Source organism: Actinocorallia herbida, from assembly GCF_003751225.1.
GTDB classification, from domain to species: Bacteria; Actinomycetota; Actinomycetes; order Streptosporangiales; family Streptosporangiaceae; genus Actinocorallia; species Actinocorallia herbida.
Genome location: NZ_RJKE01000001.1, coordinates 8,556,610 through 8,578,360, shown reverse-complemented (window position 1 = coordinate 8,578,360; position 21,751 = coordinate 8,556,610). Strand labels below are relative to the sequence as shown.

The following is a 21,751-nucleotide window of genomic DNA, read 5'->3' as shown; positions in this document are numbered from 1 at the left end:
ATGCCGCCCGTGCTGAGCGTGGTCGTCGCGTTCACGGCCTCCGACGGGCTCGGCGACACCCTCGCCGCCTTGGCCGCGGCCGGGACCGGGATCGGGACCTACGGGACCGGGTTGCGCGTGGTGATGGTCGACGCCGGCGCCCTTGACGGCGCCGACACCGTGGCCAAGGAGTACGCGGCCGCGGACGAGCGGTTCGCCCTCGTCAGGGGCGAGGCGGGGGAGGCCCCGCGCAACGTCGGCGTACGCCACGCCACGGGCTCCTACCTGGCTTTCGCCGACCCGGGCGACCTCGTCTCTCCGGGGCCGCTCGTGGCGTCCCTGGAAAGGACCGGATCCGACCTGGCCCTGGGCAGGGCCGCAGGGGTGCGCTACCCCGACGGCCTGTTCACGACGGCCCGCACGGAACTCAGCCTGAAGAGCGAGCCTTTGCTCCTGCACCACCGCACGCTGGGCGCGAAGGTCTTCCGCAGATCGTTCTGGGACCGCCATGGGCTGTCCTTCCGCGACGGACCGGAGGCCGACCTCCTCCTGGTGGCCGCCGCGCACACCCTCGCCGGCCGGACCGACGTGCTCCCCGACCTCGTGCACGGGCATCCCGCGCCCGTCAGCCGGGATCCGGTCGCGCTGCTCGGGGCGCTCGCCGAGGCGTCGGCCCACCTCGCGGCGCACGCGCCGAGGCAGCGCGCCGAGTTCGACCGCAGCGCCGTCATCGGCGAGCTCACCGGGCTGCTGCACGCCGTGGCGCAGGTGGAGGAGGGCAGGGAGGACCTGTTCGAGGCCGCGCACGCCTACCTGTCCACGGTGTCCCGCGACCTGTTCCACCACGGCCCCGTCGCGCACCGGATGCGCTGCCATCTGACGGCCGAGGGCCTGCTCGAGGAATTCCTCGAGGTGACCAGGTACGAGCAGGCCTGGGGCACCCGCGCGGGCGTCATCCAACGCGGCATCCTCTGGCGGACCTGGTACCACCACTACCCGCAGCTCTTCGACAACCGGGTCCCGCAGGAACTGCTGCGCGCGGCCCAGGAGATGACGTTCGCCGCAGGGGTCGACGAGGTCGAGCACGTGCACGGGTCGCTGCTGCGGATCACCGGTCACGCCTACGTCGAGCTGCTCGACCTGTCCGGCACCGGCGACGGCGAGCTCCGGCTGACCCTCGTGGAGGCCGGGGGCCGGCGCCGCGTGCCCGTCGACCACCAGCGCGTCGACCGGCCCGACCTCACCGCGCGGTCCGCCCAGGCCGCGGCCGCCTACCGGGGCGGGGGGTTCGCGGCGATCGTCGACGCGGCAAGGCTCGACCCGGGGGAGTGGCGGCTCGAGGCGGTGTTCGCGCACCGCGGCGTCCGGCGCACCGCGTTCGTCGCGGGGCCCGCCGACCTGCGCCGTGCCCACCCGGCGGGCGTCCGGGTCGGCGCCGGCCTGTGGGCGCAGCCGGTGTGCGCCGGCACGTTCGCGCTGCGGGTCCGCCCGCTGCGCGCCCTGGTCACCGGCTGCTCGGTCGAGGACGGCGACCTCGTCCTCACCGGCTGGTCGCCCGAGGAGGACTTCCCGCTGCTCGCCGGATCCGCGGAGGCGCCGCTGGAGCTCACCGGTGAGGACGGGTTCCGCGCCCGCGTGCCCCTCGCCGTCCTGGGGGGCTCCGCGGGGACGGGCGAGCTGCCGCTCCGGCTCGGCTCGGCGCCGCTGACCGCGGGCGACCTGCCGCCCGTCGCGTCCTGCGGGCTCGTCCTGCGCCGCGACGAGGACGGCCTGCTCGCGCTCGCCAGGCGCCCCGCGGGGCCGCGGGTCCTGCGCGCGGAACCCGAGGGCGCGACCGGCGTGCTGCTGTCCGGCGACCTGGGCACGGGCCTCTGGCTGCGGCACACCGGCACCGGCGAACTGCGCGCGCTGCCCTGCGACGCCGACGGCGACGTGCCCGTCCGGTACACCGAGCTCGTCCCGATCCGCGGCGGCGAGTGGGACCTCGTCGACGTCGAGGGCACCGCCGCCACGATCGACCGGGCCGCCGCGGGGCGCCTCCCCGGGCCCCGCCGCTGCGGCAGGGCCGAATACGACCTGCGCGTCACCGCCCGCGACGGCCTGCGGCTGCGGATCAGGCCGGGCCTGCGCGACGAGGAGCGCGGCGGCTTCCACCAGCGCAGGCTCGCCGAGCAGCACTACCCGCGGCTGCGCGGCAGGCCCCTGTTCGACCGGGTGGTGTTCGAGGCGAGCGAGGGCACCCGCTGCTCCGGAAGCCCGCGCGCGCTCTACGAGGCGCTGCGTGAGCGCCGTCCCGACCTCGACCTCCTGTGGATCGCGCGGGACGCCTCCTTCGCCGTCCCCGACGGAGCCGACTGCGTGGTCCGCGACAGCGCCGAGCACTACGCCGCCCTGGCGACCTCCCGGTGGGTGGTCGGCGACGGGCTCATGCCCGAGTGGTTCCGCAAGCGCGAAGGCCAGGTGTACGTCCAGACCTGGCACGGCGCGCCGCTCGCCGGGCTCGGATTCGATCCGCGCGAGCCGCGCGGCTTCGCCGAGGCCGCCCGGCAGGAGCGGATCGCCGCCGACGTCGCCCAGTGGGACCACCTGGTCTCGCCGAACGCCTACAGCACCCAGATCCTCCGCAACGCCTTCGAATACGACGGGCCGATCGTGGAGTCGGGGTACCCGCGCAACGACGTGCTCGCGGCGCTCGACCTCACCGAGGCGTCCAAGGCGGCACGGGCAAGGCTCGGGCTGCCCTCCGACGCCCGCGTCATCCTGCACGACCGCGCGCTCGACGTGGCCGCCCTTCGCGCTGAGGTGGAGCCCGGCACGGTGTTCCTCGCCGCCGCCGACCGTGACCCCACCGACCTGTGCCTGGCCGCCGACCTGCTCGTCACCGGGGTGTCGGCGCTGATGTTCGACTTCGCCGTCACGGGCCGTCCCGTGTACTGCCACCGCCCCGTTTGGCACCGCAAATACTTCGACGTCGTCCTGGAAGGGCCGGGGCCCGTGCTCGACGACCTCGGCGACCTCGCCGCGGCGCTGCGCGACCCGTGCGGCTCCAGCGCGGGGTTCGCGGCCCGGTTCTGCCCCCTGGACGACGGCCTCGCCTCGGCGCGGGTGCTCGGCAGGGTGTTCGACCGGCCCCGCGACGACCGGGTCTTCGGCGTGTCCCGCAAGAAACGCAAGAGGAAGGCCCGATGAGCCCTCGGCTGAGCGTCGTCGTCCCGATCTACAACGTTGAGCGCTACCTGCCCGCGTGCCTGGACTCGCTGGCCGCGCAGACCTTCACCGACCTTGAGGTGATCATGGTCGACGACGGCTCCACGGACGGCAGCGCGGTGATCGCCAAGTCCTACACCCAGCGGGACCGGCGCTTCACCCTGATCCAGCAGGAGAACCAGGGGCCGGGACCCGCCCGCAACCTCGGCGTCTCCCAGGCGCGCGGCGAGCTCCTGGCCTTCGTCGACGGCGACGACCTCGTCCACCGCGACGCCTACAGCAGCCTCATCGGCTCCCTCGACCGGACGGGCTCCGACCTCGCGTCCGGCGGGCTGCGCCGGTTCGGCAACCGGGGCGTCCGGCACTCCGAGCTGCACCGGGCCGCGTTCGCCGACGACAGGCTCGCCACCCACATCAGCCGGTTCCCCGACCTCGTCGCCGACCGGATCGTGTGGAACAAGGTGTGGCGCCGCGCGTTCTGGGACCGCGCCGGGCTCGCCTTCCCCGCCGGGCTGTACGAGGACATCCCCGTCGCACTGCGCTCGCACGTCCGGGCCAGGAGCGTCGACGTGCTGAGCGGGCCGGTCTACCTGTGGCGGGTCCGCGACGCGGGCGAGGCGTCGATCACCGAACGGTCCGGCGAGCCCGCCAACGCCTGGGACCGGCTCGCCGTGCTGCGCGAGATGCGCGCGGTGATCGCCGCCGAGGCGGCCGCCGCGCTGCCCGCCTTCGACCGGTTCACCCTGGAGTTCGACCTGCCGAAGCTGGCCTGGGCGATCGACGCGTCCGGCGACGCCGAGGCCGCCGCGCGGATCCGGGAGTTCGTCGGCGGCCTGGACGAGGGCGCGGGCCGCGACCTGCCCGCCTACGCCAGGCTGCGCAACCACCTGCTCGGCCGAGGGCTGCTCCCCGAACTCGGCGAGGTGCTCAGGTTCGAGCGCGAAGCGGGCTCCGCGCCCGTCCGGCCCTATGGCCGGCTGCGGCGGCGCTGGCTCGCCGACTACCCCTTCCTGCGCGACACGGAAGTGGCGGTCCCCGACGACGTGTACGACGTGACGTCGGAGCTGGCGCTCAGCACCCGGGTCAAGGACGTCTGGTGGGACGGCGACCTCCTGTGCATCGAGGGGTACGCCTATATCGCCAGGATCCAGACGAAGCCCGACGACCGGATGCGGGCCTGGGCCGTCGAAGGCAAGACGGGGAAGCGGCAGCGCTGCGTGCTGCGCAGGGTGCTCGCCCCGGAGGCCACCGTGGAGTCGGGGCAGTCCGCGGTCAGCCACGCCGAGTCGGGGTTCATCCTGGAGATCCCGGTGCTGCCGCGCGGCGACTGGCGGATCGTGGTGGAGCTGTCGTCGGGCGGGCTCAAGCGGAGCGCGCCCCTCAACCGGCCCGCCGCGGGACGCGCCTCCTGGACGCCGTACCTCAACGTAGGGGTCGGGTTCCGGGCGCAGGCCATGTACGACGACGAAGGGCTGTTCGTCCGGGTGCGGCGGGTGCGGTCCCTCGTGACGTCCGTGTCCATCACGCCAGAAGGGCTGCTGACGGTGCGGGGCTGGGTCTCCGCGAAAGGCGAGGCCGCGCTCATCGCGACGTGCGGGGCGCGGCGGATCGCGTTCCCGATGCGGCGCGAAGGCCAGATCTTCACCGCCGAGGTGCCCCTGGCCAAGCTCAACACCTCGCGCACCGAGGTGTTCTCCGGCGGCGCCCAGTGGGAGCTGCGGATCGCCGCCGACGACCAGAAGATCACGCCGCTCGTGGAGCCGTCCGTCGCGGAGGTCCGCTGGGCCGACGGGGGCACCGAGCTCGCCGTCACCCGGACCCGGTACGGGGCCGCCGCCGTCGTCGTCAGGCCGGCCGGGCTGACCGTCACCGACCTGCGCTGGGAGTACGGCGCGCTGGTGCTCCAGGGGGAGCGTTCGCCCGGCGCGCCGGAGCCCGCCGAGGTGGTGCTGCGCTGCGGGCACGACAGGCACCGGCTCGACGTGCGCTGGTCGGGGCCCGCCTTCCGGATCGCCTTCGACCCGGCCGCCCTGCCGGGCCCGCTCGGTGCGGCGCCGCTCGCGGGCGGCACCTGGGAGCTGCTCGCGGTCACCGGGGACACCGAGCGGCCCGTGGTCCTGGAACGGCGGCTGCTGCCGGTGCTGCCACCGGAGCTCAGGGCGGGGCGGCGCGTCTACCGGCCCACCTACGGCGAAGGGCTCCGGCTGCACGCGAGCCGGGCCCTCGCCGCCGACGAACGCGGCCCCTACGCCCAGCGGATGCTCCGCGAGGTCGACTACCCCAGGTACCGGACGGAACCCGTGCTCGACGCCGCGGTGTTCCTCAGCGGGCGCGGGGCGACCTGCGCGGGCGGGCCGCGCGCGGTGTTCGAGGAGCTGCGCGGCCGCGGCACCGGGCTCGACCTCGTCTGGCTCAGCTCCGACGACCGGTTCGTCGTGCCCGAAGGGGCCCGGGTCGTCGGAACCGGGACCCGCGAGGCGTACCGGCTGCTCGCCCGTGCGCGGCACGTCGTCACGGACGCGGCGCCGCAGCCGTGGCACCTGCCCGCGGAGGGCAGGACCTGGCTGCGGACCGGGCCCGGCACGCCGCTGTGCCGTCCGGCCGAGGCGCCGGGCGCCCAGGCGGACGTGCTGCTGTCGCCGGGCTCGGGGGCGTCGGCGCTGCTGCGCGCGGGCCTCGGGCACACGGGGGAGGTGCTGGAGATCGGCTCGCCCGCCAACGACGCGCTCTTCGCGCCGGACGCGGCGGCCCGCGCCGCGTCCGTCCGGGAGCGGCTGGGATTGCCCGCGGACCGCAGGATCGTGCTCTACGCGCCCGCGCGGCGGGCCGGGAAGACACGGGGCAGCGTCGCCCGCTTCGACCTGCGGATCGACCTTGAGGAGGCGCGGGCGCGGTTGGGCCGCGACCACGTGCTGCTGGTCCGGGCGCACCCGGGCACGGGCGGCGTCGGCCTGCGGAACGACTCGTTCGTCCGGGATGTCGGCTGGTATCCGGAGATGACCGACCTGCTGTTGATCGCCGACGTGCTGGTGACCGACTACTCCTCGATCATGTTCGACTACGTGCTCACCGGCCGTCCGATGGTCTTCCACCCGCACGACCTGGCCGGGCACGGGAAGCAGCCGGGCTTCCTTCTGCCCTACGAGGAGACCGTCCCCGGCCCCGTCGTGCGCGGTTCGGCGGAACTGGTCGACGCGCTGAGCGCGCTGGACGACGTCGCCGCCGCCCACCGGGACGCGATCCGCGCCTTCGCCGCCCGCTTCACCGCCGCCGAGACCGGCGCCGCGGCCCGCCAGGCGGCCGACCGCCTGCTCGCCGACTGATCAGTTCCCGCGCCGCCGCACCACGGCCCGCACCACCACGACCACCGCGAGCACGACGGCCAGCACCGGCAGCACCCGCCGCAGCACCGTCCCCCGCTCCTCGGGCCCCGCGCCGAGCGCCCCGATGCCCTCGGCGAAGAGGGCTTCGACGGGCTCGGGATCCTTCCCGCCGTCGTCCTCGGCGGCGGGGGCCGCGGGTGGTCCCAGGTCCTCGGGCGCGGCCGGGATCGGCTCGGGCTCGGACGCCGAGGGCTCGTCCGGGGCTTTCCGGGTGGGTTCGGGGGCGTCCGGGACTTCGGGTTCGGGGACGTCCGTGGGCTCGTCCGGGGACTCCGAGACGGGGGTCGTGGGCTCGTCCGGGGCCTCGGGGGCGTCCAGGGGCTCGGGGTCGAGGGGGGTCGGGGCGTCGGTGAGGGCGGTGGAGAGGGCCGCGGCGAAGCGGGTGAGGAGTTTGGCGCAGGTCTCGGTGAGCAGGGGGGCGGGGATGGTGGCGGCGCGGCCGGTGAGGGTGGCGCGGGTGTTGAGGAGGACGCGGGAGCCGGTGGGGGCGGGCAGGACCGTGGCCTGGAAGGTGGCCTCCGCGGTGCCGGGGCCGCGGGCCTCGCGGGCGGTGGCCTCGAGGATCGCGGTGCGGGTGAGATCGTCGACGACCGCGGTGCGGACCGTGCCCTTGAAGGTGATCGTGGTCGCGCCGAACTTGATCTTGACCCTGCCGCGGTGCTCGGCGTCCGCCGTGTCGTCCAGCACGACGCCCGGCATCAGCGGGGCCATCCGCGGGACGTCGAGAAGGGCGCGCCAGGCGGTCTCGGCGTCGGCGGTGAGCGCGAACTCGGTGGCGAATTCCATGGGACCTCCCTGCTCTCGCGCGAAACCCTACGGCGCTGGGGGATCGGCTGTCACAGGGACCGCCCCGGAGGAGGCCGCCACGGCCGGATGTGCGGGAGATCGCATGACGCGGGCCGCGATGCCGGGTACAGTTGCCCCATGTTCTCCGCCTTCTCGTGTTGTTGTCGCTGACCCGCGTATTCCGCCCCGTCAGTCGACCACCCGAAGGATCTTCGTTGAAGGCCGAGACTTTTCCTGACATCACCATGGCTCCGATCGCCCCGGTGAACCCCGATGCCCCGCCGACCGTCGGCCAGCTCGCCTGGCGTGTCAGTCAGGCCGCGGCCCGCCCCGACGCCTGGTGGCACCTGGTCACCTTCGTGCCCGGCGAGCGGATCCGGGTCGAACTCGAGGACGGGCTCACCCTGATCATCTGGCCGCCCGGCTTCCGGCTGTCCGCGCACGACCACGGCGGCCACCTCCAGGTCATGGCGGTGATCGCGGGCGAGCTCGCCGAGGTCGTCGTCGGCGACGACGGCGCGACGGCCCGGCCGCTGCGCGCCAACCGGGTCCGGGTGCAGGCGGGCGACCGGATGCACGAGGTCGTCAACCCGGGTGAGGGCTACGCCGTCACCCTGCACGCCTACGCCTGACCGCTACGCCCGATCTTCGCGGCGGCCGCGGCTGAGCCCGCGGACCAGCAGCACCACCGCGTAACCGACCGCCAGCGCGGGCAGCAGGTACCGCATCGGCGCGAGGTCCACCCAGGACAGCGCGGCCCCGCCGAACAGCGCGGCGACGATGAGGAAGAACACCCCGCCGACGAAGGCTCCCGGATCGGTCTTATGCGCCACCGCGCACCACCTCCACATCGCCGACGATGCCCTTGACGTGCACCTCGAGCGTCGGCGGGTTCTGGCCCGACCCGTCGAGCACCTGGTCGACCTTGACCCGCGGACCGCTGTTGATCTTCTTGTCGACGGTGATGTCGCCGAGGCCCGTCGCGGCGTGGAGTTCGACCCGGGCGTGCGCGGGCAGCACGATCCGGATGCCGCCGAGGCCGAGCCGCGCGTCGACCCGGTAGCGGGCGCCCGGGGTCAGCGCGAGCGTGGTGAGGTCGAGCTTTCCGGTGCCCGCGACGATCCGGTACGGCTGGGTGGATCCCGGGTCGACGGGCCGCCACTCGACGTCGCCGAAGCGGCTGCCGGCCGGGAGTTCGGTGGTCGCGGTGCTGGTGAGCAGCGCCAGCGACAGCAGGGCGCCGACCCCGACGAGCCCGCGCGGCCTGCCGAACCAGGTCCCGGTGACCAGGCCGAGGCCGACGACGGCGAGCGCGGCGCTCAGCGCGAGCTGCTGGAGGTGGTCCTGGCTGAGGCCGGCGTTGTTCCCGACCGCGGCCGCCGCCGCCCCCGCGAGGACCAGGGTGGTCAGGGTCAGCCACTTGCCGCCGCGCTTGCGCGGGCCGCAGGGCGAGGTGGCTCCTGCGGGCCGCTTGACCTCTCCGGGGGGCGGGACCGCGGCCCCGGGAACGGCTCCCGGGGCCGCGGCGGGCGCGCTCAGGTCGACGCCGATCCCGCCGAGCGGCCGGGCGGGGATGGGCCGCAGCGTCGCGAGGTCGATCCACTCCGCCTGCGCGGCGGGGCGCGGGCCGCCCGTGACGCCGGCGGCGCCGGACGCCTTGGCGGGCTCCGGGCCCAAGGGCTCCCCGCGCAGCCCGTCGGGCAGGGTCCGCGCCGCTTCGACGAGGTCGACCCCCCGGGTCTGCGCGATCATCCCGATGAGCAGCACGATCATCAGCGCCCCGAGCACGCCCGCGTCGAGCCCGCCGGTCGCCCCGCTGAGCACGATGTCGAGCACGACCCCGCCCGCGAGCGCCACGCCGAGCAGCGAGAGCACCGCGGACCCGGTCATGACGCGCCGGGCACTGCGTTCGACGAGTCCCGGACCGCCATCGGGCTCGGCCATCAGGACCGCCGCGAGGATGTACAGCGGGATCGCGGTCCACGTGACGAAGACCAGCACCCCCCACCCGATCCGGAACACCAGGGGGTCGATCCGCGTGTACCCGCCGAGCCCGGCGCACACCCCGGCGACGAGGCGTCCGTCGGCCCCCCGGGCCAGCCTGTCGGTCGTCATGCCCCCATGGTCCCCTGCCCCTTCCCGCCGCGGTATCCGGGACAGCCCTGACCCGACCCTGATTCCCGGGACGTCACCGGGCCCCGCGCCGCGAGGTGCGGTGCAGGATGATCACGAACGCCGGGACCCCGATCAGCGAGGTGACCACCCCGACGGGCACCTCCTGCGGGTCCAAGGCGGTCCGGGCCGCGGTGTCCACCCAGACCAGGAAGATCGCCCCGGTCAGGGCGCTGACGGGCAGCAGCCGGAGGTGCCCGGGCCCGGTGAGCGCGCGGGTCGCGTGCGGAAGGACCAGGCCGACGAACCCGATCGCGCCCGCCGCGCTGACGAGGGCCGCGGTGAGCAGCGCCGTCGCGCACAGCAGCACGATCCGGGTCCGCGCGACCCGGACGCCCAGGGCCACGGCGGCGTCCTGGCCGAACGCGAAGGCGTCCAGGTCGCGCGCGTTGCTCAGACAGATCAAGAGGACGACCGCGAGGACCGCCGCGCAGACCCGGACGTCGGTCCAGGTCGCGCCGCTGAGGGAGCCGAGGAGCCAGAACAGGACGCCGCGGGTGGTCTCGGCGTCGGCCGAGGTCAGGACGATGAACGAGGTGAGCGCGGAGAACAGCTGCATCGCGGCGACGCCGGAGAGCACCACCCGGTCGGTGCTGCCGCCGACCCGCAGGCCCAGCAGCAGGACGAGCCCGAACGAGAGGATCGCGCCCGCGAACGCGCCTCCGGAGACCGACAGCACGCCGCCGCCGAATCCGAGCACGACGACGAGGACGGCCCCCGTCGAGGCGCCCGAGGAGACGCCGAGGACGAACGGGTCGGCCAGCGGGTTGCGCAGCAGCGACTGCATGACCGCGCCGCACACCGCGAGGCCCGCCCCGCAGACGGCGGCCAGGAGCGTCCGGGGCAGGCGCAGCTCCCACACGATGCCGTCCCGGATCGGCGTGAGGTCGGCCGCGCCGAAGCCGAGATGGGCCGCGACGACCCGCCCGACCTCGGGCACCGTGAGGTCGGCGGGGCCGATGGTGATCGCGATCGCCACCGAGACGGCGAGGGCGACGGCCCCCGCCGTCCACAGCAGGGGTCCGCGCGGCGCGGCTCTCACCCGGCGAGCCCGAAGCGGCGCAGCGCCTCGGCGACGAGCTCGACGCCTTCGACCGTCCGGATCGTCGGGTTCATCGCCTGCCCGCTGAGCAGCACGTACCGCTGGTTCTTGACCGCCGTCATCTCCCGCGTGACGGGGTGGCCCTCAAGGAACCCGATCTTCTTGGCCGCGGTCTCGGCGGTCTGTGATCTCCGGGTGAGGTCGCCGATGACCAGGACGTCCGGGTCGCGTTCCGCGACGGTCTCCCAGTTGATCTGCGGCCACTCGTCGGTGGTGTCGTCGAACACGTTCCGCAGCCCGAGCTCGTTCGTGATGACGCCGGGCGCGCCGCAGCAGCCCGCGAGATACGGTGCCTCGGCGTTGGCGAACCAGTACATGACCGACACGTCCGCGCCGGTGGCACTGTCCGCGGCGGCCTCGAGGCGGCCCCGGAGCGAGGCGACGAGGTCCTCGCCGCGCTCGGGGACGCCGAAGATCCGGGCGAGGTCGCGGATCTCGCCGTAGATCGCGTCCATGGTCAGCGGGGTGGTGCGGGACCCGTCTCCGGTGCCGCCGTTGTCCTTGCCGACGCAGTCCGACGGCGACAGGTAGGTCGGCACGCCCAGCTGCTCGAACCTGTCCCGTTCCGCGACGCCGCCCGTGCCGAGCGTGGAGGCGAAGGACGCGGCGACGAAGTCGGGCTCGGCGGCCAGGACGCGTTCGAACGACGGGGCGTTCTCGGCGAGGCGCGGCACGCCTGCGTCGGCCCCGGTGAGGCTTTCCGGCAGTGGGTCGGTCCAGGTCGCCGTCCCGGCGAGCCGGTCGGCGAGGCCGAGGGACAGCAGGATCTCGGTGACGCCCTGGTTGAGCGAGACGGCCTGCCGCGGCGCGGCCTCGACGGTCGTCTTCGCCCCGCAGTTGTCCAGGGTGAGCGGGTAGCCGGACGGCCCGGACGCGGTGGTCTCCGCCTTTCCGGAATCGACGGCGCAGCCCGCGGCGAGGACGGCGAGCAGGGCGAGGCAGGCGGTGGGGCGTGCGAAGGGCACGGTGATCCTTCTGGCGTCGAGGGCTCAAGCGCGGAGCCCGTCCGTACGGGGGACGCCTCCCGGAGGAGGCCGCCAGCAGGTCTTCGGACTCGGGTTCCGCCGGACACGGCGCCTTCCCGGGGATCGCTCCCCAGTGGCCTGATGCCGTGCCCGTCACCCTCACCGCTGCGCGTCAGCTCCGGATTCGCACCGGATTCCCTGGCCCGTGCAGAACGGGCGCGACTGGCCCGGCGAAGCTATCAGGAGGCTCCGGGCCACCCTGACGCGACCCTGAGAGGGAATGGGGGTGGTTCCCCGATGCGCGCGGGCCGTGGAGGGTGTGGAATCGGGGGATGGGGTCAGAGGGCATCGTCCGGCTGGAGCGCCGCCGGGACGGCAGGTTGCTCGCCGGCGTGTGCGCGGGGCTGGCCGGGCAGTTCGGGCTGGAGCCCGTTGTCGTGCGGCTGGCGTTCGTGGTGCTGGGCGCGGCGGGGGTGTACGGGATCGCGGCCTATGCCGCGTTCTGGATTCTCACCCCCGCGCGCGACGAGGAGCGGCGCAGGCGCGATCCGGCGCAGCTGCTCGCCTACGCGCTCCTCGGCGGCGGCCTTTCGCTGCTGACGGGGGTGTCGGGGCTGGCCCAGATCGCCCTGTGGCCGGTCCTGGTCGTCGGGATCGGCGCGGTGATCCTCTGGCAGCAGGCGGGGCGCGACCAGCGCGAGCGCTTCGTCTCGCTGCCGCAGGGCATGTGGTGGCGCAGCCTCCTCGGCGCGCTGCTGGTGACGGCGGGGATCGGCGGGTTCTTCGCGCAGCGGGTGTCCCCGCAGGACATCCCGCAGGTGCTGCTGGCCACCGCGATCATCCTCACCGGGGTGACCGTCGTGATCACCCCCTGGCTGGTGAAGCTCTGGCAGGAACTCGACGCGGAGCGCGCCGAACGCGTCAGGTCGCAGGAGCGGGCCGAGGTGGCGGCGCACATCCACGACTCGGTGCTGCACACCCTGACCCTCATCCAGCGCAACGCGCACGACCCGAAGGAGGTCGCGCGGCTCGCCAGGTCCCAGGAGCGCGACCTGCGCGCCTGGCTGTACCAGCCCAAATCCGACTCGTCCCGGATGTTCGCGGCGGCCGTCCAGGAGACGACCGCCGAGGTGGAGGACCTGCACGGCGTCCCGATCGAGGTGGTCTGCGTCGGCGACTGCCCGCTCGACGACCGGATCGGCGCGATGATCCAGGCGGCCCGCGAGGCGATGGTCAACGCCGCCAAGTACTCCGGCGCCCCCAACGTCTCGGTCTACGCCGAGGTCTCCGGCGACGATCTGGAGATCTTCGTCAGGGATCGGGGCAAGGGGTTCGACCTCGAAGGGGTCCCGGCCGACAGAATGGGCGTGCGGGGTTCGATCATCGGCCGGATGGAACGGCACGGCGGTACCGCCCGGGTGCGCAGCGCCCCCGGTGATGGCACCGAGATCAGGTTGGAGCTGAAGAAGTGACGCGTGTGGTGCTGGTGGACGACCACCAGATGTTCCGGACCGGGGTCCGCGCCGAACTGGGTCCGGAGATCGAGGTCGTCGGCGAGGCCGCCGACGTCGACTCGGCCGTCTCGGTGATCGCGGCGACCTTGCCCGAGGTGGTGCTCCTGGACGTCCATCTGCCGGGCGGCGGCGGGGTCGAGGTGCTGCGCCGGGTCCTGCCGTCCAAGACCACCAGGTTCCTCGCGCTGTCGGTGTCGGACGCGGCCGAGGACGTCATCGGGGTCGTCCGGGGCGGGGCGCGCGGCTATGTGACCAAGACCATCTCCGGCCCCGAGCTGACCGCCGCGATCGGCCGGGTGGCGGAGGGAGACGCGGTGTTCTCCCCCCGCCTGGCGGGATTCGTCCTTGACGCGTTCAGTGCGACCGACGCCCCCGCTGCCGATCCCGAACTCGACCAGCTCACCGCGCGCGAGCGCGAGGTGCTGCGCCTCATCGCGCGCGGCTACGCCTACAAGGAGATCGCCAAGGAGCTGTTCATCTCGGTGAAGACCGTCGAGACGCACGTCAGCAGTGTGCTGCGCAAGCTCCAGCTCTCCAACCGGCACGAGCTGAGCCGCTGGGCCGCCGCCCGCCGCCTCGTCTGACCGCCCCGGCTACGCGGGGGGAGCCAGGTCGAGGACGGCCGAGCCGTCCGTCACCTTCTGCCCCTTCGTCTCGCGGAGGCCGAGGTAATGGGCGGTCTCCGGGTCGACGAAGATCTCCCGCAGCACCCCGTCGGACCCGTCGATCCCGAACGACGTCGCGGAGCGGCCGATCCAGTCGGTCGCGTTCTCGGTGGTCTTGACGCCGGGCAGGGCGCCGAGCGCGTCGATGAGCTTGCGGCGGCCTTCCTCCGGGCGCAGGGTCGCGGCGAGGATCTGCTGGATCCTGCGGAACTGCACTTCGACGAGCCCGTCCTTCCCGGATCCCCCCTTCTCGATGTCGATCGCCAGTTCCTTGAGCTCCTCGATGACGTCCTCCACCGAGGTCCCGTCCCCCTTGCCCTCGAATTCCGGCGCCGCGCGCTGAGGTCCCTTCCGCACGACCCAGACCCCTGAGGGGTCCTTCGGGGACGGCAGGGCGGCGTCGGAGGAGTCGCAGAGCTTGCCGGTGGGGTCGGGGGGCGAGCCCAGGACGCAGCCGTCCGCGGTCTGCGCGTAGGTGACGGTGAGCGGGCCCTTCGCGGACTTCTCGGCGGGCCAGGAGGCCGGGTCCGTCGCCGCTTCCAAGAGGTCGTGGATCTCGGAGGGCACCGGCACGGCGGTCATGTCGTCGGTCTCGGCGGTCGTGGCCGTGACCGCCGGGTTCGCGGACGGAGCGGAGGCCGGCGGGCTGCTCGCGCCTTCGCCGCCGGACCAGAGGACGGTCGGAACGGTGATGATCGCGGCGGTCGCGGCGGCGGCGACGGCCAGGGCGGGCCAGCCGCGCGGGGACGGGAGGCGGCGGACGCGGCCGGTGAACTCGGGGGCGGACAGGGGCGGCGGGGTGTGTTCGAGGCTGCGGCCGAGGTCGCGCAGGTGCTTCAGGTCGTCCATCGGGATCACTCCTCGTCCGGGTCGGTCAGGGGGTTGCCGCCGAGGGCGGCGCGGGTCTTGCGGCGGGCCCGGTTCAGCCGGGACCTGACGGTGCCGACGGGGATGCCGAGGGCGCGGGCGGTCTCCTCGTAGGTGAGGTCGGCCCAGGCGACGAGCAGGAGGACGTCGCGGTCGCCGGTGGCGAGTCCGGCGAGGGCCGCGGCGAGCGCCGATCCGGCCGCGGTGGCTGTGAGATCCATCACCACGCGCTCGTCGTCGGCGGGCGCGGAGAACTCCGCGTGGGTGCGGGCCAGTGCCCGGTATCGGGTGATCTCGTCGCGCCGGTGGCGGGCCACGAGCCGGGTCGCGATCCCGTACAGCCAGGGCCGCGCGTCGGGGTAGGCGGAGTTGTACCGTGCCCGTTTCCGGAAGGCGGTCAGGAAGGTTTCGGCGACGACGTCCTCGGCGGCTTCCGGACCGATTCGTCGGGATACGTGCCGGTAGAGGGTGTTGGCATGCCGGGCGAAGAGACCGGAGAACAGCTCGGGTCGGTCCGCGGAGGCGACGATGAGGGCGGCGTCGGACATGGCCGGGTCCGCCGGTGCGGATCGCGGGGGACCGGCCGCTTCGGGGGGCGGCTCGGCCGGGTCCTGGGACTCGGGAGGTGTTCGGAGAACTGTCACGTCATGTTCTCTCCAGAAGCCGCCGCGGGGGTTCACGCTCGGGAACGAAGATCGGGCGGTTCGGCCGAAAGGCAAACATTTCGTCCCCGTCAGACGTCTTCATTATTGATCTACTGTTCGGGAGCGTGACCGATGGCGAAGGTATCTTGGCGGGGATGAAGCGCACGATCTGGATCACCCTGGCCTCCGCCGCGGCGTGGGGCACCGCCCATTTCCTGACCGGGCGGCGGGTGGTCGGCGCGCTGCTGCTGGCGCTCCAGGTCGCCCTGGCCGTCGGCGTGCTCGTGCTGGTCGGGCCGCTCGCCGACGACGCGACCGAGTGGTTCGTCCAGCCGCAGTGGCTGAACGTGCTGCGGGTCGGCATCGTCGCGACCGGCGCGATCTGGGCGGCGGTGATCGTGCGCTCCTACCAGCTGGTGTCGACGGGCCGTCCCGTGCTCGTCGGGTTCGTCATCGTGCTGTGCCTCGCCGTCGCCGCTCCGCTGGCCTACGCGGTCGAGCTGACCCGGGTCTCCCAGGACCTCGTCAACGACGTCTTCGCCAAGGGCACCAAGAAGAACCCGTTCAACGGGGTGGACCGGATCAACCTGCTGCTCATCGGCGCCGACGCCGCGCCCAACCGGCCGGGGGTGCGGACCGACAGCATGACGGTCGCCAGCATCGACACCCGCAAGGGCACCACGACGCTGTTCAGCCTCCCGCGCAACCTCGAGGACGTGCCGATGCCGACCCCGGTGTCGCAGGCGGCCTTCCCCGACGGCTTCCAGGGCGACGGGGCGGGCAGCCCCGGCCTGCTCAACGAGGTCTTCCAGTGGGCCGAGGACCACCCGGACATCGTCCCGGGCGTCGCGGACGGGAAACGCGGCCCCGACCTGCTCAAGGACACCGTCGGGGGCGTCCTCGGCCTCCAGGTGGACTACTACGTGATGGTGGACATGGCCGGGTTCGCCCAGCTCGTCGACGCCGTCGGCGGGGTCCGGATCAACGTTGCCGAGGAGCTGGTCTACGGCAAGCAGAGCCAGGGCCGCATCCCGGCGGGCGACCAGATCCTCACCGGCGAGCAGGCCCTGTGGTTCGGCAGGACCCGCACCAACAGCGACGACTACAACCGGATGGGCCGGCAGAAGTGCCTGCTCTACGCGCTGTCCCAGCAGGCCGACCCGGGCACGCTGCTCACCAGGTTCCACGGCATCGCGGGCGCCGCCAAGCGAGCGGTCTCCACCGACCTGCCGTCCAACGCGCTGCCCGGGCTGATCAGGCTGTCGAAGAAGATCCGCGGCAAGGACGTGCGGAGCGTCCAGTTCGTCCCGCCGCTGATCAGCACCGCCTACCCGGACTGGGAGCTGATCCGCGCCAAGGTCACCGAGACCCTGGCCGCCAAGCCGGCCCCGGCCAAGAAGCCGACCGCGGTGGTCGGCCCGGCCGCCGCGACGACCGCGCCGGAGACCCCGGCCGCCGAGGCGACCGCGACGGAGCCGGCCGAGCCGGACTCCCTCGCGACCACCTGCGGCTGAGGCGTTACAGCTTCTCGATCGGGGCCCAGCGCAGCACGAGGTGCTTGACCCCTTCGCCGCTGCCGAAGTCGACGGACGCCGCGGCCTTGTCGCCGACGCCGTCCACCGCCACGACGGTGCCGAGCCCGTACTTGTCGTGCGTGACGCGGTCGCCGACGGCGAGGTTCGGCACCGCGCGGTTGCCGGGCGAGCGCGCCCCCGCGCGGGAGGCCGCCGACGCCAGCGCGGGCGCCGTGATCGGCTCCGCGGCCTTCTCGACGAGCAGGGTCGGCGGGATCTCCTTGAGGAACCGCGAGACCGGGTTCGACTGCGGCGCGCCCCACGACGAGCGCATCTGCGCCCGGGAGACGTGCAGCCGCTCCCGCGCCCGGGTGATGCCGACGTAGGCCAGGCGGCGCTCCTCCTCCAGCTCCTTGGGGTTGCCGAGCGCCCGCAGGTGCGGGAACACGCCGTCCTCCATGCCGGTGAGGAACACCACGGGGAACTCCAGGCCCTTGGCGGTGTGCAGGGTCATCAGGGTGACCACGCCCGCGCCGTCGTCGGGGATCTGGTCGGAGTCGGCGACCAGCGAGACCCGCTCCAGGAACGCGGTCAGCTGGTTCGGCGGCTGGGCGTCGGCCTCCTCGCGGTCGGCGTCGCCCTCGGCGAACAGGTCCTCGAACTCCCGCGCGACGTTCTCCAGCTCCTGGAGGTTCTCGACGCGGGTCTCGTCCTGCGGGTCCTTGGACGCCCGCAGCTCGGCCAGGTAGCCGGTCTTGTCCAGCACCGCCTGGACGATCTCGGCGGGGCCGTGCCCGGCGACCATGGCCTGGAGCTCGTCCAGCAGCGCGACGAACTCGTTGATCGCGTTGAGGGAGCGGGTGGCCAGGCCCGGGACGGTCTTGGCCTCGCGCAGCGCCTGCCAGAACGAGATCCGCGACCGGGCCGCGTGCACCTCGACACAGGCTTCGGCGCGGTCGCCGATGCCGCGCTTGGGCACGTTGATGATCCGGCGCAGCGAGACGGTGTCCTCGGGGTTGGCCAGCACCCGGAGGTAGGCCAGGAGGTCCCGGATCTCCTTGCGCTCGTAGAACCGGACGCCGCCGACGACCTTGTAGGGCAGGCCGACCCGGATGAAGACCTCTTCGAACACCCGGGACTGGGCGTTGGTCCGGTAGAAGACCGCCACGTCGCCGGGCTTCACGGCGAACTCGTCGCCGAGCCTGTCGATCTCGTTCGCGACGAACGCGGCCTCGTCGTGCTCGTTGGAGGCCGCGTAGCTGGTGATCTTCTCGCCCTCGCCCTGGTCGGACCAGAGGCGCTTGGGCTTGCGGTCGCCGTTGCGCTCGATGACCGCGTTGGCGGCCGACAGGATCGTCTGGGTGGAGCGGTAGTTCTGCTCCAGCAGGATCGTGGTCGCGTCCGGGTAGTCGCGCTCGAACTCCAGGATGTTGCGGATCGTCGCGCCCCGGAAGGCGTAGATCGACTGGTCGGCGTCGCCGACCACGCACAGCTCGGCCGGGCCGAGGTCCTCGACGGGCGCGGCGAGGCGCCTGACGAGTTCGTACTGGGCGTGGTTGGTGTCCTGGTACTCGTCGACGAGGATGTGCCGGAACCGCCGCCGGTAGTGCTCGGCGACGTCCGGGAAGATCTCCAGCAGGTTGACCGTGGTCATGATGAGGTCGTCGAAGTCCATGGCGCCCGCCTGGAGGAGGCGGGCCTGGTACATCTCGTACGCCTCGGCCAGGGTCTGGTCCATGTGCGTGGTGGCCCGCGCCTTGAACGTCTCATAGTCGATGAGCTCGTTCTTGAGGTTGGAGACCTGCGCGGAGAACGACTTGGGCGGGTAGCGCTTGGGGTCGAGGTCCAGCTCGCGGCAGACCAGGGCCATCAGCCGCTGGGAGTCGGCCTGGTCGTAGATGGAGAACGAGCTGGGGTAGCCCAGTCGGGAGGCTTCGCGGCGCAGGATGCGCACGCAGGCGGAGTGGAAGGTCATCACCCACATGGCGCGCGAGCGGGGGCCGACCAGGGCGTCGATGCGCTCCTTCATCTCCCCGGCCGCCTTGTTGGTGAACGTGATCGCCAGAATCTGGCCGGGGTGGACGTCCCGCTCCGACAGGAGATGGGCGATCCGGTGCGTGAGGACCCTGGTCTTGCCGGATCCGGCGCCCGCGACGATGAGCAGCGGACCGCCGGCGTGGACCACGGCGGCGCGCTGCGGCGGGTTCAGCCCGTCAAGGAGAGGGTTCGAGGTTGCAGTCGACATCACCTTCGAGTGTATGGCCGACCGCCGACAGAGGGGCCTCTTGTCGGCATCGTAAGCAGAGCCTTACAGTCGGCGCATGCTCCAGAACGCGACTTTCTCCGCCCTGACGGCGGCGGCACCGGACCGCGTCTTCCGGCACCTCGCGATCGCCGAGGCCTGGCCGGTGTGGATGCGCCTGCCGACCAAGGCCCGCCGGGCCGTCGACGGGGCGCCGGAGCCCGACGGGGTCGGCGCGGTCCGCGCCATTTTCCCGGTGCGCGAGCAATGTGTGGCTTACACACAAGATGAGCACTACGCGTACGTCATGCTCTTCCCCCGGCCCATCAAGGGCTATCGGGCCGATGTCCGGCTCACCCCGAAGGGCGACGGGACGCTCGTGGAGTGGAACGGCCAGGGGGCGCCGTACATCCCGGGCACGGGCCCGCTCGTCAGGGGCGTGCTGTCCTTCGCCGCGCGGGTCCTCGCGACGCTGCTCGTCCGGCACGCCGCGCGGTGCGAGCCGGGCTGTCCCGCGCATGGGTGAAGTGCTTGATCGGGACCTTTTGCCCTAGTCATGGACCCTGTGGACCCCCTCATTTGAGGGGGTCTTCTTCATTTGGTTTCGTCAAATTAGTAACAGTTGTCCGAAAGCGGTCAGAACTTAGAGAACCACGACGAATGCCGCAATAGTGCTTCTCTGTTGATCTATGGCGGAACCAGGGCGGGGGCCCCGACCGAGCAGTCGACCGGGCGTTCCGCGTCGACGGGGCTCCGCCGTATCCAGAGAGGGATGGTCGTGAAGCAGGTCGTCGTACACAAGAAGGGCACGGTTTCGTTGCGGGGGAAGGCGAGCGCCAAACACGCGTGACCGACGGACCGGTCCCGTGCCCTACGGGACCGGTCCAATTCGTGCGCCTCCCTGCCAACCCGGAGCTTCCCCCCACCCGGAGACATCCGTGCCCCTCCTGACGGTCGACACGCCCGTCCTTCCCCAGGGCCTTCCGCGGCTCCTGGCCACCGCCGACGCCGACCGCGGCACCGGAGGCCCGTACGCCGCCGCGGCGGTGCTCGCCCGAGCGCTGTTCCCCCGGGCGCCGGCCGAACTGATCGCCGCCCGCGACATCGAACTGCGCGCGATAGCCCCGGACCTGCCCGTCCCGCTGGCCCGGGCGACCCTGTCGGACACGGTCCCGCGGCCGGAGCGGATCCTCATCCCCGCGCCGCAGCGGACCCTGCGCGTCGCCAACGGCTTCGCCGAGTTCGTCCGCGACGCGCTCGCCGGGCCCGCCGCCTTCCTCGTCACCGGGTACGCCGCCGCCGACCCGGCCGACCGCGAGATCGTCGACGTGCTCGTCCGGCGTGTGCCCGACCTCACCGTCGTCGTCTGCGACCTGCCCGATCCCGCCGCGGGGTCCGCGCCCGCGCCGTTCTGGGACGGCCCGGCGGACGGGTCCGCGGCGATCCGCGCGGCCGTCGAGTGGTGCCAGGAGCGCGGCTGCCACCACGCCGTGGTCGAGCTGGGACGGCGCGGCCTCGCCGTCGCGGAACCCGACGGCGACGACTGGTGGGCGATCGTGCACGCGGTCGCCGTCGGCCTCGGGGCGCTGGAACGCGAAGAGGAGGCCGAGGAGGTGCTCGGCATGGCCCGCTCGGTCACCACCGACCCGGCCAGGCAGTCGACCATGGCCTACACCAGCGCCATGCTGCTGACCCGGCACCACGATCCGGCCCGCCGCGACCTGGAGGCCGCGCTCGGCTGGGTGAACATCGGCATCGCGCTGTGCGGGCTGCTGCCCGAGCAGGCCGACCGGGCCGTCAAGCTCGGCTTCGACATGAACGGCAAGGCGCTCATCAAGTCGCGGCTCGGCAGGCCCGGCGAGGCCATGGAGCTGGTCGAGGCGGCGATCGCGCTCGCCGACGCCGACCTGGCCGACGGCGCCCAGCGCATCCACCGGCTCGTGCTGCGCGCCAACCGCGCCCAGTTGCGCGTCCGGGCGGGCGACCTGGACGCGGCCCTGGCCGACCTCGACGCGGTCATCGCCGCCGACCCCGGCTACCCCGACTACTACATCGACCGCGGCAACATCCTCGCCGGGCTCGGCCGGGAGGACGCGGCGCTCGCCGACTACCGGACCGCCGCGCGCGTCGGGCCGCCCTTCGCCGAGGCCTACTTCAACTGCGCCGAGATCGGCTACGCGCGCGGCGACCACGCGGGGGCGCTCGCCGACCTGGACTACGCGCTGGAACTCGACCCCGATTTCATCGACGCCCTGGTCAACCGGGCCGGGCTGCTCACCGCGGCCGAGGAGTACCCCCGGGCCCGCGCCGACGTCGACCGCGGCCTCGCGGTGGACCCCGGCAACCCCTACCTGCTGTGCGCGCTCGGCCAGATCGAGCAGGCCGCGGGCGATCCCGTCAGGGCCCGCGCGGCCTTCGACGGGGCGGTGCGCGCCGACCCGTCGCTCGCGGTCGCCTGGGCCGGCCGCGGCATGCTCGCCTACGCGCGCGGCGAGGTCGAGGCCGCCATCGCCGACCTGGGCCACGCCGTCGACCTCGCCGAGGAGCCGGGCCTCCTGTTCAACCGCGCCCTCGCCCTCCGCGCCGCAGGCCGCTCCGCGGAGGCCGCCGCCGACCTGGCCCGCGCCCACACGCTCGCCCCGGACGACCAGGAGATCACCGAGGCCCTCGCCGCCGCCGGCACCGCGGCCCCTCCGGGCGCCGCCTGACCC

Annotated in this window: 16 protein-coding genes and 1 riboswitch; of the genes, 8 read left to right on the top strand and 8 right to left on the bottom strand. The window is 73.5% G+C overall.

All coding sequences use genetic code 11. The annotated features are described in order from the left end of the window. Window positions 1-3,168, top strand: coding sequence for a bifunctional glycosyltransferase/CDP-glycerol:glycerophosphate glycerophosphotransferase (locus EDD29_RS38880; RefSeq protein ID WP_123669175.1), 3,168 nt, complete (start codon window positions 1-3; stop codon window positions 3,166-3,168). After that, a complete protein-coding gene (locus tag EDD29_RS38875; RefSeq protein WP_123669174.1) occupies window positions 3,165-6,509 on the top strand; it encodes a bifunctional glycosyltransferase/CDP-glycerol:glycerophosphate glycerophosphotransferase in 3,345 nt (1,114 codons plus the stop codon). The genes EDD29_RS38880 and EDD29_RS38875 overlap by 4 nt, the downstream gene beginning before the upstream one ends. Here the strand turns inward: EDD29_RS38875 and EDD29_RS38870 are convergent, their stop codons facing one another. Further along, window positions 6,510-7,355, bottom strand: a complete 846-nt coding sequence (locus EDD29_RS38870; protein WP_123669173.1) for an SRPBCC domain-containing protein — start codon at window positions 7,353-7,355, stop codon at window positions 6,510-6,512. It lies immediately after the preceding gene. Between the two features lie 215 nt (window positions 7,356-7,570). Here EDD29_RS38870 and EDD29_RS38865 point away from each other — a divergent pair, with 215 nt between their 5' ends. Continuing rightward, the gene (locus tag EDD29_RS38865) at window positions 7,571-7,987 is read left to right on the top strand and encodes a cupin domain-containing protein (protein WP_123669172.1); all 417 of its coding nucleotides are present in this window, start codon (window positions 7,571-7,573) and stop codon (window positions 7,985-7,987) included. A 3-nt stretch (window positions 7,988-7,990) separates the two neighbouring features. Here EDD29_RS38865 and EDD29_RS38860 read toward each other — a convergent pair whose 3' ends face one another. The 4 genes from EDD29_RS38860 to EDD29_RS38845 all read right to left on the bottom strand — a co-directional run bounded on the left by EDD29_RS38860 (window position 7,991) and on the right by EDD29_RS38845 (window position 11,594). Beyond that, entirely contained in the window at window positions 7,991-8,188 is a 198-nt protein-coding gene (locus EDD29_RS38860) for a hypothetical protein (RefSeq protein ID WP_123669171.1), read from the bottom strand. Further along, window positions 8,178-9,470, bottom strand: coding sequence for a PspC domain-containing protein (locus EDD29_RS38855; RefSeq protein WP_123669170.1), 1,293 nt, complete (start codon window positions 9,468-9,470; stop codon window positions 8,178-8,180). The genes EDD29_RS38860 and EDD29_RS38855 overlap by 11 nt, the downstream gene beginning before the upstream one ends. A gap of 73 nt (window positions 9,471-9,543) precedes the next feature. Next, a complete protein-coding gene (locus tag EDD29_RS38850) occupies window positions 9,544-10,569 on the bottom strand; it encodes a FecCD family ABC transporter permease (protein WP_123669169.1) in 1,026 nt (341 codons plus the stop codon). Continuing rightward, window positions 10,566-11,594 (bottom strand): ABC transporter substrate-binding protein, encoded by a 1,029-nt coding sequence (locus EDD29_RS38845; RefSeq protein ID WP_246053231.1) that lies wholly within the window; start codon window positions 11,592-11,594, stop codon window positions 10,566-10,568. The genes EDD29_RS38850 and EDD29_RS38845 overlap by 4 nt, the downstream gene beginning before the upstream one ends. Before the next feature lie 57 nt (window positions 11,595-11,651). After that, a riboswitch (cobalamin riboswitch) is annotated at window positions 11,652-11,836 on the bottom strand. 90 nt (window positions 11,837-11,926) lie between these two features. On the opposite strand from EDD29_RS38845, the gene EDD29_RS38840 reads away from it, so the two are divergent. Both EDD29_RS38840 and EDD29_RS38835 read left to right on the top strand, forming a co-directional pair. Then, a complete protein-coding gene (locus EDD29_RS38840; protein ID WP_123669167.1) occupies window positions 11,927-13,066 on the top strand; it encodes an ATP-binding protein in 1,140 nt (379 codons plus the stop codon). Further along, complete coding sequence (locus tag EDD29_RS38835; protein WP_123669166.1) at window positions 13,063-13,692, top strand: LuxR C-terminal-related transcriptional regulator; 630 nt, start codon at window positions 13,063-13,065, stop codon at window positions 13,690-13,692. The genes EDD29_RS38840 and EDD29_RS38835 overlap by 4 nt, the downstream gene beginning before the upstream one ends. 9 nt (window positions 13,693-13,701) lie before the next feature. On the opposite strand, the gene EDD29_RS38830 is transcribed toward EDD29_RS38835, so the two are convergent. Together EDD29_RS38830 and EDD29_RS38825 are read right to left on the bottom strand one after the other, a co-directional pair. After that, window positions 13,702-14,622 (bottom strand): hypothetical protein, encoded by a 921-nt coding sequence (locus EDD29_RS38830; RefSeq protein ID WP_123669165.1) that lies wholly within the window; start codon window positions 14,620-14,622, stop codon window positions 13,702-13,704. A gap of 5 nt (window positions 14,623-14,627) precedes the next feature. Continuing rightward, window positions 14,628-15,188 (bottom strand): RNA polymerase sigma factor, encoded by a 561-nt coding sequence (locus EDD29_RS38825; protein WP_123669164.1) that lies wholly within the window; start codon window positions 15,186-15,188, stop codon window positions 14,628-14,630. Between the two features lie 251 nt (window positions 15,189-15,439). Here EDD29_RS38825 and EDD29_RS38820 point away from each other — a divergent pair, with 251 nt between their 5' ends. Next, a complete protein-coding gene (locus EDD29_RS38820; protein ID WP_123669163.1) occupies window positions 15,440-16,798 on the top strand; it encodes an LCP family protein in 1,359 nt (452 codons plus the stop codon). A 4-nt stretch (window positions 16,799-16,802) separates the two neighbouring features. Here EDD29_RS38820 and pcrA read toward each other — a convergent pair whose 3' ends face one another. Further along, window positions 16,803-19,043, bottom strand: coding sequence for a DNA helicase PcrA (pcrA, locus tag EDD29_RS38815; protein WP_123669162.1), 2,241 nt, complete (start codon window positions 19,041-19,043; stop codon window positions 16,803-16,805). Window positions 19,044-19,119: 76 nt separating this feature from the next. On the opposite strand from pcrA, the gene EDD29_RS38810 reads away from it, so the two are divergent. Further along, window positions 19,120-19,566, top strand: a complete 447-nt coding sequence (locus EDD29_RS38810; protein WP_123669161.1) for an SRPBCC family protein — start codon at window positions 19,120-19,122, stop codon at window positions 19,564-19,566. A 412-nt stretch (window positions 19,567-19,978) separates the two neighbouring features. Continuing rightward, on the top strand, window positions 19,979-21,748 hold the full coding sequence (locus tag EDD29_RS38805; protein ID WP_246053230.1) for a tetratricopeptide repeat protein: 1,770 nt from the start codon (window positions 19,979-19,981) through the stop codon (window positions 21,746-21,748). Window positions 21,749-21,751 lie beyond the last annotated feature (3 nt).

Excerpts from the sequence above, each read along its gene's own strand:
- EDD29_RS38820 (WP_123669163.1), top strand. The coding sequence starts at position 15,440 with ATGAAGCGCACGATCTGGATCACCCTGGCCTCCGCCGCGGCGTGGGGC.
- EDD29_RS38840 (WP_123669167.1), top strand. The coding sequence starts at position 11,927 with ATGGGGTCAGAGGGCATCGTCCGGCTGGAGCGCCGCCGGGACGGCAGG.
- EDD29_RS38810 (WP_123669161.1), top strand. The coding sequence starts at position 19,120 with ATGCTCCAGAACGCGACTTTCTCCGCCCTGACGGCGGCGGCACCGGAC.
- EDD29_RS38825 (WP_123669164.1), bottom strand. The coding sequence starts at position 15,188 with ATGTCCGACGCCGCCCTCATCGTCGCCTCCGCGGACCGACCCGAGCTG.
- EDD29_RS38855 (WP_123669170.1), bottom strand. The coding sequence starts at position 9,470 with ATGACGACCGACAGGCTGGCCCGGGGGGCCGACGGACGCCTCGTCGCC.
- EDD29_RS38875 (WP_123669174.1), top strand. The coding sequence starts at position 3,165 with ATGAGCCCTCGGCTGAGCGTCGTCGTCCCGATCTACAACGTTGAGCGC.
- pcrA (WP_123669162.1), bottom strand. The coding sequence starts at position 19,043 with ATGTCGACTGCAACCTCGAACCCTCTCCTTGACGGGCTGAACCCGCCG.
- EDD29_RS38870 (WP_123669173.1), bottom strand. The coding sequence starts at position 7,355 with ATGGAATTCGCCACCGAGTTCGCGCTCACCGCCGACGCCGAGACCGCC.
- EDD29_RS38880 (WP_123669175.1), top strand. The coding sequence starts at position 1 with ATGCCGCCCGTGCTGAGCGTGGTCGTCGCGTTCACGGCCTCCGACGGG.
- EDD29_RS38830 (WP_123669165.1), bottom strand. The coding sequence starts at position 14,622 with ATGGACGACCTGAAGCACCTGCGCGACCTCGGCCGCAGCCTCGAACAC.